Source organism: Pleionea sp. WD8-19 (assembly GCF_055326765.1).
Window position 1 is genome coordinate 103209 of sequence record NZ_JBUZOU010000017.1, and the last position, 13830, is coordinate 117038.

Consider the following 13830-nt stretch of genomic DNA (forward strand, 5'->3'; position numbering starts at 1 on the left):
TTCATTAGGTCAATTCAACGAATTCGCTAAACTTAAGGGATTTGATAACTGCGCGATAAATTTTCACGAACTTCTGCTGCACTGTACGTGGTGCGATTATCCGGTCGCATGCCTTTACCCATCATGATTTCTATAGAGCGTTCAATTTGATCGCGTTGATCGCCCATATGCATTTGCATGTGGTATTCGCGTTCTGGTTCTACTCGGGTGGTGCAGTTTAATAAGCCACAGTCGCGTGTCACTCTGGTGCGTTGACTTACTCCAATCCCACTTTGTGGCTGTTTTTCTCTTTCAACCAATGTTTCGCGCTCAATGATTTCAAACCAGTCGTATCCTTTAAGTAATGTTAATTCAGCGGCGCGCAGTAATGCCAGGTCGCGTGCCTTGTTGGCATCTTGTCCTCGAAGCTTAAAGTGAACCCGATATTGGTTGTTACTGATGGCGGTTTCTTTATAACCGTATCCGCTGCCTGTTGCTGGCCGATAAGCGGGTTGCGAAGCGCAAGCGGAAAGTAAAATCAGTGTGGTTAAACTGGTGATAAACGTTTTCATGATGTTACTCCTCATTCTTCAACTCGGTTTCGACGGTCCAGTTTTGACGAATCAAGCTGGCTTCTTGTTCGGCATTAAAAAAGTTACCTTCAATCATGCGATCGATGTGAGCATCGAGCGAACGATTTGCAGACGCCGTTTGATATTCAGCGTTGTTGCGTTTTTCCGTATTAACGCTGGCAATCAGTTGCCATTGTTGCGCTTGAAAACAAGCAATGTTTTCACTACTGCCCTGTGTTGAATGCCATTGAAACTGTCGACAGAACTGGCCTTGTTTGTTTTTAAAACTGATGCGTGGTTTGATGGATTGCTCATGATTGAGACTGATTTCAAAACCACTGGGTTGATTGTTAAGAGCATCGCTAACCATCGACCATTGTTGTTGCTCTAGCGATGTATCCACATGAAACATCCCGGGCCCTAATAGTGCGCCGACGAGTACCAACGTGATCGCTGCAGCCATTCCGTATTGAGGCGTCGCTTGTTGCAGTTTTTGTTTTGCCGTTTTCCACCAGGGAAAAGTAATCACGTTTTCGCTGTTTGTTGGCGTTTGCAATATTTCAGAAATGTTTTGAGGGATCGGTACGTCATCAATTTTTTTAATGCTTTGTTGTACCAAATTATCCACTAACGCCAGCTCCGCCAGTCGACCGGCCAGTGATTCGTCTTCTACAATCGCATTGCGAATCGCTTCCATCTCATTTTCGGGCAATTCACTATCAAGAAATGCCGATAATTGTTGGTCAGTAATCGTCATGCGCAAGCCCCTCCGGGTTGTGTGTTTATCCAGTCGGCGATGGAGCGCCGGGCTCTTGCCAGTCGACTCATAACCGTACCTACCGGAACCGACAGAGTTTCTGCGGCCTCTTTGTAGGAAAGGCCTTCGATGGCCACCAGCGAAAGAATGGAGCGTTGATCTTCAGGTAACTGCTCAATCTGCTCGACAACCTGCTTTACCGTTAGCTGATTATGAATGTGCTTTTCGCCATCAATGACCTGGTTTTCGGTCAACTCGGGGACATCCACCACTTTTTGACGAACTTTACGGGCTCGGTATTCATCGATCCATAAATTACGACACACCCGAAAGCACCATTTGGTGAGATCCACATCATTGGGTAATTCGCGTGAAAGTACCCGTTCAATGGTGTTTTGAACCAGGTCATCGGCATCGTGCAAGCTTCCGGTTAAGGAGTAGGCAAAGCGCCGAATCATCGGTACAAGCGTCTGTAATTGTTCTTTCATCATTACTTTTCCTCTTCTCTCACTAAGAAGACGAAACATCCTCCCAATTTATTCTTTAAAAAATGAATATTTTCTCTGCTCATACGTTATTTTATTGAAACACAAGGTGTTTTTTCACTAATTAATCGACCATCAGGGCGATAATCCGTTCACATATTTCGTCGATTTGAGGTACTTGAAGCCCTTATGATCGAGTATAGTAGCAATGAAAGTGAGTAAAGTTATGGGTATGAATCTAAAGCAATTTCTTATCAGTTTTTCGGTGTTCGGTTGTCATTGGTTGATGGCTGCTGAACTGGTAAAACCTCCAAAGGTGACCCTGCCGACAATCAGACCTCCTGTGGTGGATGACGTAAAGCGAAATCTGAAGTCTGTTACTGAAACGACACAGTCGCTGAATGATAAGGTGAGCCAAGCGACATCGTTGGATCAGCTTCCTGCCGAAATACCGGTGGTTGACAAGCTGGGGCAAACTTTATTTGTCGATGTTGAAGTTGAAAAGGGATTTCGTGCCATTGCGGGTGAATGGATTGGAATTTTCTCAGAATCGGAATTAACGCATCTTCAATCCCTATCTGCGCGTGTTTTGTCCAGGCAAGATATGAAAGGCCTCGGCTTAATACTGACACGCTTTAAAGTTGAAAGTGCGTTCGACAGTCGAGATGTTTTAGCGAAACATTTACCCAAACATATTTTAGACACGCTCGATCGTAATCATGTGTATGCGTCGCAAAGTGATTCGGCACAGGCTTCGTTTGATCGTAATATTTCTCGTACGTTTTGTGACACGGAAACGCGAATTGGCATGATTGATACGGATATATTACACACGCACGACGCTTTTCAACAGGCCTCTATTCAACGCCAAAACTTTTTGCCCGACTCTTTAAGTATGCCCAAAAATCACGGAACAGCTGTCGCAGGAATATTAGTCGGTCAAAGTGCGGAGCTTGTGCCACTGTTACGAAGGGCAGAGTTATTTGCAGCTTCGGTCTTTTATTCCCGCAACGATTATTCACAAGGTGCTCCGCTGAGTTTTTTATTATCCGCTTTAAATTGGATGGCAGAACAAAAAGTGCCGGTGATCAACCTCAGTTTAACCGGGCCCGATAATCGAATGCTTAAGCGTGTTATCAACCACGTGGTTAACAGTGGCATTGTTTTGGTGGCTGCTGCAGGTAATGAAGGGCCGGCTGCACCTCCAATGTTTCCTGCAGCTTATGAAGGGGTTATCGCTGTGACCGCGGTGAATCATCAAGGACAAATTTATCGATGGGCGAACCAGGGCGATTACATCGACTATTCAGCATTCGGAGTTTCGGTAAAAACAGCAAGAGCCAATGGTGAGTATGGTTTTGAAAGCGGAACATCACTCGCTTCTCCTGTTGTTGCAGCTTATTTGGCGTGCCAGTTGGCAACAATACCTTTTGAAAAAAGCGTTCAAAAGCTACAGCAAAGGGTTATGGATTTGGGCAAGCCTGGAAAAGATCCCGTATTTGGTTTTGGATGGCTTAAGTAGTTGAATGTGTTTATCTCGTAATATCTCACCATCGTAATTTTAAAAATCAAAAGTGGCTCTCTATTATCAGGGTTTGAAATATTTATAACTTTCGCTTTCAAGTAAATCGCTTTTTGAGGTTTATTGAAGCGTCGGTTTAACTTGGTTTGCAAAACGTCAACCTCTGTTCCAGACTCAAAAGGATACCGACTTAATACAGGATCCTTTAAATCAACATGAATCAACAAGTGGATGTTAGTCAGTCAGACTCAGAAAAAATGTCACAGGAAAGTGCTTGCTATTTGGAACATTTAAACAGCGTTGCCGATTCCCAACAAGTGGTTGCGCATCAAGATATTTTCAATCAGCAAGGTGCCTTATTGGTTCCAAGAGGTACGCTCATATCAAGAAAAATCAGAGACCAATTGCTTGAGCACCGTGTGAGTCAACCATTGGATGAAGTGGTGTCTGTCGCACAGTGTTTGAATAAACAAAGCCTGGTTGAAGACTTTGATCAATTTATCAGTACTAACTCAGATTTAGCCATCATTCATTTGCGTATGGAGTTTTCCGGAACGTTATATCACTTATGCACTTTTCGTGATTTACCTCGTGTGGTCATGCAAAAATTAACGGTTCTAAAAGAGCGGTTTCCCAATATTTATCAACGCTCGTTGTTTTGTGCCTGGTTAGGGCCGGTAATTGCTACCAAAGCAGAAGAGCCTTTCGAAACCGTTCTTGATGCTTTTTATGTCGGATTGTTTCACGATTTAGGGTTGCTTCATATTGAACATAGCATTGTAGAGAAATATGAAGGACTTACCGAAGAGCAGCAACGAGCGAAAAACAGTCACGGTAGGATTGGGAAATTAATTTTAGCAAATACTGGCATGTTTTCTGAAGACGTATTAAAAGGAGTAGAAGAGCATCACGAGCGTTGCGATGGAACGGGCTTTCCACACCATTTGTACGGCGACGATTTAAGTTTGTCCGGGCAGCTCGTTGGGTTGGCGGATAAGCTGTACGGTATAAGAAAATGCCCATTTACAAAAAATCAAAGCCTGAATAATGCGATCCCTTACATTCGAGTAAACAACGCAACGCGTTTTATGAAGATTTATCAAGCGGCTTACGGCGTTATTATACATGCGAAACGTCCTGAACAACTTCGAATTAATGAAAAAAAAGTGGTGGACGTGCTAGCTAAATTGCCTAAGCAAAATCACCGCTTAATTGAACTTAATTTATTGATGATTAATGCGGTAAAAGTACTGAAAACTTTACCCAGTGTGAAAAGTATTAATGTTGTGATTCATGCAGGAACGTGTACTTTAACAACGGTTCAACGCGCTGGAATTTTTGATGAAGGATATAACAATTGGCTGGACGATATGGAGAGTCATCCTCTAGACGAGCAAGATATAGCTGAGCTCTATATTTTGCAATACGAATTGAGTTTTGCTTTCCGTCGATTCTGGTTGGTGTTTCATGAATTAACGGTTAAAACGAAGGCTCAAGAAAAGCAAAAAGTGCTTCAGGAAATTGATCGTAAGTTTATTGATAAGTTGGAAAAAGTGATGTTGATGTACCGAGTAGAGGCTGAATGTTAAGATTAGATGATTGTTTGGAATCTGATTTTGTAAAGCAGGAGAGTGAAATTCGATTTTGCGTGGCGTGTAATAGCCGGATTTTATCTTCAAGCGAATATTGTCACTCATCTAATATAATTTGAAATGTGATTTTTGTTGAGTATGAATGATAGAATTGATTTTGGTTCGAGGGGTTAGTTAGAATGGCAGTCGAATCTAGTGAAGTGCCCAGCAATATTGTGGGGTGGTTCGCAGTATTGTGGCCAATAGCTGTAGGTGTAATTACGTTTTTTGCCACTTGGTGGAGAACTAACAAGACTACCGAAGTCAAACTTAATGCAGAATTGAGAAAAAGCAAAAATGAAAAACTTTGGGATATAAAGAGAGAGCGATATGAGCAGCTATTGATAGCTGTTGACGCATACTTTCTTGCGGTTAACCAGTTTAATTACAGCGTTCAGCGCCGTGATTTATATGACGAACCCTATCTGAATGCACGAATGCAGGACATAAATTTTACCTATAATAAAGTTACTGAGATAAATGCGACAAACAAACTGTATTTTTCACCTTCCGTATATGAGTTAATCGATGAATACATTAAGAAGAAGTGTGAGGTTGATCAAGCTATTTTCTCTGCAAAGACTCTTTCTGAGGTTATAGAAATAGGAGCAAGTATTTATAGTGAACTACATCCGATCCTCAGTAAAATGCAAGATAATTTGGTTAAAGAAATGCGGAGTGATCTTTCGGTTGGAGACGATTATTCACTTTAGTAAGCAAGTGTAGGATGTATATGGACTCCTCAGGGATTGCAATATAAATTGCTTTCCCCTGGCTTCTCATTTAAAAAATCTTTCGTACTTCATGGCATTTAGCTCTCTTCATTACCCGTTTCACAGACTGCGTTAGCTGTCGTATATTCGGCCTTTTGATGGAGAGCGACTCCTGGCCTAAACGGCATTCGCCGTAAACCAGACTCCTTATTGGGTGCAGAGGTTTTGTAAAACCACCATCCTACTCAGGTTTTGTCTGATTAGCTCGCTGCTGTTATTTCCGTTTAATGTTTACTGCTAACTGTTTAGGTGAGTACTGATTTTTTACTTTCTGATTGAATACATCATTACCTTGCGACAGGTTGACGATATTCATCACCACTTTTCAGAATGGCGAGTGCCATTCTGACCAGTTTGTTGGCGACAGCCACGACCGTTTTATTAAAACTTTTGATGCTTAATAACTGCCTAATCCAACAGCTCTAACCGTCGCTTTTATCTTTCACATGGATCACTGCAGAACGTGCTCCATTAATTAACAAACTTCTTAGGTAAACATCACCGCGTTTGGTGATGGAACCAATTTTCACTTTACCACCACTGCCACTATGTGCCGGTATTAAACCCAAGCTGGCGCTCGCATCTCTTCCACATTGAAATCCATCGCCCGAACCTAACTTGGCGTACAACATACTAGCACTCAGCCAACCAATCCCAGGCATAATTACCAGTCTTTTACATGGTTCAATTTGCTTAGCCAACGCTTCAATTTCTTTGCTCACTTTATCAAATCGTTCAATTTGATAAATAAGGTGTTCTAACAGTTCAAGTAATATTTTTCGGCTGATAGCGGTTAATTCATTACTTGCGTCTTCCAACGCTTCCGGTACTTGTTGGCGAAGTGCATTAATCCCTAACGGAAAATTAACCCCATATTCTCTGGCAAACCCTCTTATTCGATTGGCAGTCTGGTCGCGCTCCTTTTTGTAACCTTGTCGATATTTATGCAATGTGGCGATATCTTGCTGCTCTAACGTTCTGATTTGAACACAGTGAAGTCGTGAGCTTTTGCTGGCTTCATATATGGCGATAGCATCATTTCGATCATTTTTATTTCCTGTGCGAAACTTAGCCGCAATATGGGGCGGTATTAAACCTACCTTATGCCCTAACTTTGTAAAACGCCTGGCCCAATAATGCGCAGAACCACAAGCTTCCATATAAATGTCAGCATGGAGATGCTGTCAATGATTGCGCACATTTTCTTCGCGGATACTTCTTGGTTTGATTTGGCTTTTCCGAATTTATTGAAAACCGCAACTTGAAAAACACCTTTAGCTAAATCGATACAAATTGTTGTACTATTGTTCATGGTATGGCTCCTTTGGTTTTGTCGCCTCCCACTTTAGCGAAATTTTACTTGAGTGGGGAGGAGTCCATGCCATTGGGTGTTAACCCATCTCTTTCAAGTGATTAAATTTGGATGTTTATATCGAGTCAATGCTGTTTTTATTGATGGGTTACGCTGCGCTCCACCACATCCTACGGAAAACACGTTTGTAGCAATTAGCAGTTGTAGGATGGGTGTTAACCCATCTCTTTCAAGTGATTAAATAAGGATGTTTATATTGAGTCAATGCTGTTTTTATTGATGGGTTACGCTGCGCTCCACCACATCTTACGGAAAACACGTTTGTAGCAATTAGCAGTTGTAGGATGGGTGTTAACCCATCTCTTTCAAATGATTAAATTTGGATGTTTATATCGAGTCAATGCTGTTTTTATTGATGGGTTACGCTGCGCTCCACCACATACTACGGAAGAACGCGATTGTAGCAAATAGAATGGGAATTAATCCATCCTGCAAAGCCTAAAGATATCAAATTGAAGTGAAATGATGTTGAAGAGGCTAAAGGCGGAGTTGAAACTGAACGAGCAAAAAACTACACCCATTACCCGTTATAGTAATGGGTGTTTCGTATCAAAACTCGACTCTAATGAGCAGTGAGTATTGTTCTGAATCGTAGTTTTGTTCTTCAAGGTTTGAGCGTTGCTCTTTACGCTCTGCTTTACTGATCAGTGCAAAGTTTTCACTAATATTAAACTTCCAGTTTAGCTCTAATTGAGTGATTTCGTCTTTTCGAGTATCGGCTAAAAATTCTTGCGGATGCTTATAGTCATTTTTCTGCTTTTGCCATCCAAGTTGTACTTGGTTTTCAAAGTCAAATAAAGAAAATTGATTGGAGAGGCGAATGGAATATTTTTTACCGGTATAGTCAAAGGCGTCATCCTGCGTATTTTCATCTCGTGAATTGAAGGAAAACTGAATAAAAGAAGTGGCAGACGGATTGAATAGGAATAGGTCGCCAGTAAAGCCTTCAGTATTGGCATCGTACTCTACTAAAGTATCATAGCGCTTTTTTTGTTGCTCTTTAGATAATCGAACAAATAATTGATTAAACATAAGTTTAGAGATGTAAAGCGAGTTTTGTTCTAATTCAAGAAAGCTTTCGTTTGCTAAATCCGCGTCGGCGTAATTTCGCATTATCCCTATTGTCAATGGTGAAAAATCATAAGCCACTTCTAGGTTAAGAAAACTTAAATTTTGATCGTAGCTAGACTGTTGCTCAAAATCTTTATCTGAGTAACTGTAGCTGCCTTTCATGGTTAGGTTTTCAAAAGGAATAAGCTCGCCGGAGAGTCCTAATTGATACGTTCTGGCATTGTCGCCTTGTTCGGTGTTTCTATCAATGTCATCGATACTCAGGTGACTGTCTGAAAGGTGTCCTGCTTCTATTTGAGCGTTAAGTTTATAGTTTTCAGCAAAAGCGGGTTGCATGCTTATTAATGCCAGTATGACTGATAATGATAATTGGTTTTTCATGATCGACTCCTCATATAAATGCGCCGGTGCAAAAACACCGGCGATATAACTTGGGTTAAATGTCAATATTCAGGCTTTGCTTCAAAGCAGAGTTGATTGTCGCATCCACAGATGATTCGATAGCTGATTTAACGGCTTTGTCTACCGAAGCATTGGCTTGACCTGCCACTTGTCCTTTTATTGCATTTGCCTGGTTTACTGCAGCTTCGCTATGGTTACTCGCTTCCGCAGATCCCTTTAAACTGGATGTCGTATCGATTGCTGCTGAAGCCGTCGCTGATGCATCGGAGGCTAATTGCGATGTGGCATCGATCGCTTCTGAGCCTGTTGCTTCAACCTGCGCTGTAACATCCGAAGCTAATTGCTGTGATGATTCAATCGCTGCAGAAGTTTGGTATTCCGCTTCGCTGGTCATTTCGGTAGCGACTTCGGAAGACATATCAACGAGTGCTTCACCAGAAGCGAATAGTTCAGAGCTTGTGGTTTCAACATCGACTTCGGAAGCGACTTGAGTGAGCTGATTAACCGCTAACTTACCAGCGCTTTCCATTTCTTCTTCGGTTGGCTCTTCAGGTTCTTCGTTGCTATTTTCTGCTTTGCCATGAAGTTGAACACTAACCGATGCTCGAGTATCAGCAGACGCAGAAGTGCTGCCTTGAGTGGTTTGGTCATCACTTTTTTGCTCAGTTTCGCCCTCTCTGTTTTGCTGTGGCTTGGCTTCATCGTGTGCTTTGTTTTTAACAGCGACATTAACTTCAGCTTCGGTTTTAGCATTCGCTGATGCATCAACCTTAGCGGCAAGTGCAGAGCTGGAAGCTAGAGTGCAAGCTGCAATAAGCATTAAAAGTTCAGATTTAGAGTTCATTGTGATTACCTCTTTGTTGTCGGTGATTTCACTAGGGTGACGACTCAGCAATGAGGTTTATTCACGAGGAAATAAAGAAATACTCTAATGATGTAGAAACTGTGAGGTTTGTCACAGTTCTGCTCAGTAAGTTAAGGCGTGTTAATAAGGCGGGTCGGCGAGGCTATTGTTGAAGTGCCAATGATTGCATCAGACTAGGCGTCAGCAGAGTTTCAATGGAAAAGCACACAGTACAAAGTTGTACTGTGTGCGTTCTGTACTCGCTAAACTGAAAACTTATTTTTTAGCTTTTTCTCAACGGCAACGTTTTTTAGCGTGACGTATTGAGGTAGTCCATTTTTATACGGAGGGTAGGATTCACCTTTGATCAAAGGTGACAGGTATTCGCGACAAGCGTCGGTAATATGAAAGCCATCACGGGTAATAAAATTGCGAGGCATCATTTTTTCGACATTGGCGACTTTATCCAATGGTGCTTCACCAATAGTCCAACCGTAACGTTTTCCTTTTTTGCGGTCAATCGTCACCATAACCGAGTTTTTGCCTTGTAAAGCGAACTCTACGGCGGCACGACCAACGGCATAAGCTTGCTCCACATCGGTGGCGGATGCGATATGGCGTGCTGCACGTTGCAGATAATCCGCGACCGCCCAATGGTATTTGTAACCCAGTTTATCTTTAACTCGTTGAGCAATCATTGGTGCGACACCGCCGAGTTGTTTATGACCAAATGCATCGGTTGTACCAGCATCGGCGAGAAAGGTACCATCTTTATATTGCGCACCTTCGGAAACCACAATAGCGCAATAGCCGAATTTTTTTACGCAACGATCCACGCGTTTCAAAAACTTCTCTTCGTTAAATGGAATTTCGGGAAACAAAATAATGTGCGGTGAGTCGCCTTCATTCTCGGCGGCTAAACCTCCAGCAGCGGCAATCCAGCCAGCATGACGTCCCATCACTTCCATAACAAAAACTTTGGTAGACGTTTTTGCCATTGAGGCAACATCGAAACCGGCTTCACGAATAGAGACAGCAATGTACTTGGCAACCGATCCAAAACCCGGACAGTTATCGGTAAAGGGTAGGTCGTTATCGACGGTTTTCGGTATGTGGATCGCTTGTATCGGATAACCCATCTGTTCGGATAATTGAGAAACTTTCAAGCAGGTATCGGCAGAGTCGCCACCACCGTTGTAGAAAAAGTAGCGAATGTTGTGTGCTTTGAATACTTCGATGAGTCGTTCATATTCTGCGCGGTTTTGTTCTAACGATTTAAGCTTGTAACGACATGAGCCGAATGCACCTGACGGTGTGTACTGAAGCGCAGCGATATCTTTTTTGGATTCTTTGCTGGTGTCAATGAGATCTTCCGTTAATGCGCCGATGATACCATTGCGACCGGCGTATACTTTACCGATTTTATCTTTGTGTTCGCGAGCGGCTTCGATCACTCCACAGGCGGAAGCATTGATTACGGCGGTTACTCCACCGGATTGAGCGTAAAATGCGTTGTATTTTTTCGCGCGAGCCATGGGGCATCCTCTGTTTTTATTGGCCTGGTAGGTTTATAAGGCGTTATTATAGAGTATTCGGTACGTATCATAAATCATACAGCGACGACTTTTTGTGCTATTTAATGAAATTGTAAAACTATGGGGAATTATCTGGTTAAAGCGTTCTCCAAGCGAACTCAAACATTCTTACAGCAACCTGGTGATTATTGTATTGTTGTTGGTCACAATGGAATATTTCGCACAACAGCAATCGCTCGATGACGCCTATGACAGCCTGCGCTATTTGAGTATTGGGTTATTTCTGTTGTTGCGTTGGTTACCTTTTAAACTTTTGGGGTATTCGAATCGTGCCGTTCAAGGGTTAACGGCGTTGTTTGGCGTCGAGATTATTTTGTATTTACCATTATTTATTGCGTTGCACTTGATTGATGCCTCTCAGGAAAATCTGTTTCTGGTATTATTGTTTCAACTGATCTTTGCCTGGAAAATGATGGTGGGCGGTTTCATTTACAAAATAGCACTGCAAATCAGCTGGTTTAAATCGTTTGCATTAGTGCTCATTATATTGGTAGCCAATGTAATGCTTACGGCTGCAATGGGTTATGCCACAGGAGCGATTGAGTGAGTCATATTCATATTTCTGCAATTTGCGGTACTTTCATGGGAGGTATTGCACAGTTGGCGCAACAAAAAGGGTTTCGTGTTTCTGGATCCGATAAAAACTGTTACCCACCTATGAGTACGCAACTGGAGCAAGCTGGTATTCACCTGATAGAAGGATTTAACGCCGATAATCTAAAGCCGGAGCCCGACTGCGTGGTAGTCGGTAATGCGATGTCACGTGGCAACCCAGAAGTGGAGTATATGTTAGAGCGAGGGCTAAACTATCGTTCTGGTCCACAATGGTTGGCCGAAAATATTTTGCACGACAAGTGGGTCATTGCCGTTGCCGGGACACACGGAAAAACCACCACGTCGAGTATGGTAGCCTGGATACTGGAATACGCAGAAATGAACCCCGGATTCTTAATTGGCGGTGTGCCCGAAAATTTTGGGGTATCGGCTCGTTTAACCGATTCCATTTTTTTCGTAGTCGAAGCCGATGAGTACGATACGGCGTTTTTTGATAAACGATCCAAGTTTGTACACTATCGGGCAAGAACGACCATATTAAATAATTTGGAGTTTGATCATGCTGATATATTCGATGATTTAAACGCCATTGAAACTCAGTTTCATCATTTGGTACGCACCATTCCGAACAACGGTTTGGTGATTCATCCTAATAAGTCGGAAGCCTTAGACCGTGTGTTAACTCGTGGTTGCTGGACACCAAAACAACGTTTTGGTGAACAAGGCGATTGGCACTACGATTTGAAAGTTGCGGATGGTTCTCAGTTTGATGTTTACTTCAAAGGAAAGTTACAGGGGCAAGTCGATTGGTCCTTAATTGGATTGCACAATGTCAACAATGCGATTGCGGCCATTGCTGCTGCTCATCATGTTGGTGTGCAAATTCCAGATGCGATTGCTGCGCTTGCTGAGTTTAAAAATGTGAAACGACGCATGGAGCTTAAAGGTGAAGTCAGTGGCATTCGAGTTTACGATGATTTTGCCCACCATCCGACGGCGATAGAGCTGACTTTGCAAGGGCTACGCAACAACATTGGTGATGCTCCGTTAATTGCTGTTGTTGATGTGCGATCCAATACCATGCGCATGGGCTATCATAAAGAGAAGTTATTACCGGCGTTGGCTTTGGCGGATGAAAAAATCTTACACGATCCGCAACACATTGAATGGGCATTGGATGATTCGTTAACGGTTCTTGATAATGTGGATGCGGTGATTGAACGACTGGTAAAATTGGCAAAACCGGGAAGTCATATTTTATTAATGAGTAATGGTGCTTTTGGTGGTATTTATGACCGTTTGTTGAATGTTCTCAATACCAAGAGCAACCCGTAAATGTCTGAGAAACTTATGGTACAAAAACAGATTACACTTGCCATTACCGGTGCTTCTGGCGCGGTTTATGCTGTTGAACTGTTAAAACAGTTGCGTTTGCACTATGAAAAAGTATTCGTTCTGTTATCAGACGCAGCGCGAGTTGTGTTTGCGACAGAATTGAACTGGAGCATGCCAGAAAACAGTTCGAAAGCCGCACAGTTACTTAGCGAAAAGACGCTAGCGGAAAAATCAAACAGCGGCGAAATAGAAATTTGCACCAACTTTAATTGGATGTCGCCAGTCGCTTCTGGCTCGGCAGCGCCAAAGCAGATGATTGTATGTCCATGCAGTACCGGTACGCTATCTGCCATAGCAACGGGCGCGAGTAATAACTTATTGGAGCGCGCTGCCGATGTCGTCATTAAAGAACGTGGTCAGCTGATACTTATGCCGCGTGAGACACCCTTTTCGACCATTCATTTACGTAATATGACCAACCTGTCGGAAGCCGGTGTTACCATCATGCCCTTGGCTCCAGGGTTTTATCATAAACCGGAGTCGATTGATGATTTAATTGATTTTATGGTGGCGCGAGTGCTTGACCATTTAGGCTTGGATCAGCAATTGATGCAACGCTGGGGATATAAGGGGCCGACTTCTAAGCGCTAAGTACTAAGCACTAAGCACTAAGCACTAAGCAATAAGTGATAAGCAATAAGTGATAAGTGATAAGTGATAAGTGATAAGTGATAAGTGATAAGTGATAAGTGATAAGTGATAAGTGATAAGTAAATCAGAAACATAGTTGACATGCTGGTTAGCCCAAAACACTCTTTTTAGAACTTAGAACTTAGAACTTAGAACTTAGAACTTAGAACTTAGAACTTAGAACTTAGAACTTAGAACTTAGAACTTAGAACTTAGAACTTAGAACTTAGAACTTAGAACTTAGAAC

Annotated in this window: 14 protein-coding genes; 6 read left to right on the forward strand and 8 right to left on the reverse strand. The window is 42.5% G+C overall.

What is annotated here, in order from left to right:
- Window positions 1–32: 32 nt before the first annotated feature.
- The 3 genes from ACTUJY_RS17310 to ACTUJY_RS17320 are packed head-to-tail and all read right to left on the reverse strand — an operon-like array spanning window position 33 to window position 1799.
- Window positions 33–551 (reverse strand): CC0125/CC1285 family lipoprotein, encoded by a 519-nt coding sequence (locus tag ACTUJY_RS17310; protein WP_463617381.1) that lies wholly within the window; start codon window positions 549–551, stop codon window positions 33–35.
- 4 nt (window positions 552–555) lie between these two features.
- Window positions 556–1308: an anti-sigma factor family protein gene (locus ACTUJY_RS17315; RefSeq protein ID WP_463617382.1), complete on the reverse strand. Its 753-nt coding sequence runs from the start codon at window positions 1306–1308 to the stop codon at window positions 556–558.
- The gene (locus ACTUJY_RS17320; protein WP_463617383.1) at window positions 1305–1799 is read right to left on the reverse strand and encodes an RNA polymerase sigma factor; all 495 of its coding nucleotides are present in this window, start codon (window positions 1797–1799) and stop codon (window positions 1305–1307) included. Before ACTUJY_RS17320 ends, ACTUJY_RS17315 begins: the two co-directional genes overlap by 4 nt.
- A gap of 226 nt (window positions 1800–2025) precedes the next feature.
- On the opposite strand from ACTUJY_RS17320, the gene ACTUJY_RS17325 reads away from it, so the two are divergent.
- From ACTUJY_RS17325 to ACTUJY_RS17335, 3 genes are all read left to right on the forward strand, one after another.
- A complete protein-coding gene (locus ACTUJY_RS17325; protein ID WP_463617384.1) occupies window positions 2026–3315 on the forward strand; it encodes a S8 family serine peptidase in 1290 nt (429 codons plus the stop codon).
- 215 nt (window positions 3316–3530) lie between these two features.
- Window positions 3531–4904, forward strand: coding sequence for an HD-GYP domain-containing protein (locus ACTUJY_RS17330; protein ID WP_463617385.1), 1374 nt, complete (start codon window positions 3531–3533; stop codon window positions 4902–4904).
- Between the two features lie 182 nt (window positions 4905–5086).
- Window positions 5087–5659 carry a hypothetical protein gene (locus ACTUJY_RS17335; protein ID WP_463617386.1) on the forward strand — a complete coding sequence of 191 codons (573 nt, stop codon included), beginning with the start codon at window positions 5087–5089 and terminating at the stop codon, window positions 5657–5659.
- A 482-nt stretch (window positions 5660–6141) separates the two neighbouring features.
- Here ACTUJY_RS17335 and ACTUJY_RS17340 read toward each other — a convergent pair whose 3' ends face one another.
- The 5 genes from ACTUJY_RS17340 to ACTUJY_RS17360 form a co-directional block, all read right to left on the reverse strand.
- Window positions 6142–6879, reverse strand: a complete 738-nt coding sequence (locus ACTUJY_RS17340; RefSeq protein WP_463617387.1) for an IS110 family RNA-guided transposase — start codon at window positions 6877–6879, stop codon at window positions 6142–6144.
- Window positions 6828–7031 carry a hypothetical protein gene (locus ACTUJY_RS17345; protein ID WP_463617388.1) on the reverse strand — a complete coding sequence of 68 codons (204 nt, stop codon included), beginning with the start codon at window positions 7029–7031 and terminating at the stop codon, window positions 6828–6830. The genes ACTUJY_RS17340 and ACTUJY_RS17345 overlap by 52 nt, the downstream gene beginning before the upstream one ends.
- A 609-nt stretch (window positions 7032–7640) precedes the next feature.
- The gene (locus tag ACTUJY_RS17350; protein ID WP_463617389.1) at window positions 7641–8543 is read right to left on the reverse strand and encodes a hypothetical protein; all 903 of its coding nucleotides are present in this window, start codon (window positions 8541–8543) and stop codon (window positions 7641–7643) included.
- Between the two features lie 55 nt (window positions 8544–8598).
- Window positions 8599–9408, reverse strand: coding sequence for a hypothetical protein (locus ACTUJY_RS17355; protein WP_463617390.1), 810 nt, complete (start codon window positions 9406–9408; stop codon window positions 8599–8601).
- Between the two features lie 263 nt (window positions 9409–9671).
- Window positions 9672–10943, reverse strand: coding sequence for a 6-phosphofructokinase (locus ACTUJY_RS17360; RefSeq protein ID WP_463617391.1), 1272 nt, complete (start codon window positions 10941–10943; stop codon window positions 9672–9674).
- Window positions 10944–11037: 94 nt separating this feature from the next.
- Between ACTUJY_RS17360 and ACTUJY_RS17365 the strand changes: the two genes are divergently transcribed.
- Genes ACTUJY_RS17365 through ACTUJY_RS17375 form a run of 3 tightly spaced genes read left to right on the forward strand, consistent with a single transcriptional unit; the run spans window position 11038 to window position 13544 of the window.
- A complete protein-coding gene (locus ACTUJY_RS17365; RefSeq protein WP_463617392.1) occupies window positions 11038–11550 on the forward strand; it encodes a hypothetical protein in 513 nt (170 codons plus the stop codon).
- A complete protein-coding gene (gene mpl / locus ACTUJY_RS17370) occupies window positions 11547–12893 on the forward strand; it encodes a UDP-N-acetylmuramate:L-alanyl-gamma-D-glutamyl-meso-diaminopimelate ligase (protein WP_463617393.1) in 1347 nt (448 codons plus the stop codon). Before ACTUJY_RS17365 ends, mpl begins: the two co-directional genes overlap by 4 nt.
- The gene (locus tag ACTUJY_RS17375; RefSeq protein ID WP_463617394.1) at window positions 12894–13544 is read left to right on the forward strand and encodes a flavin prenyltransferase UbiX; all 651 of its coding nucleotides are present in this window, start codon (window positions 12894–12896) and stop codon (window positions 13542–13544) included.
- Window positions 13545–13830: the final 286 nt, after the last annotated feature.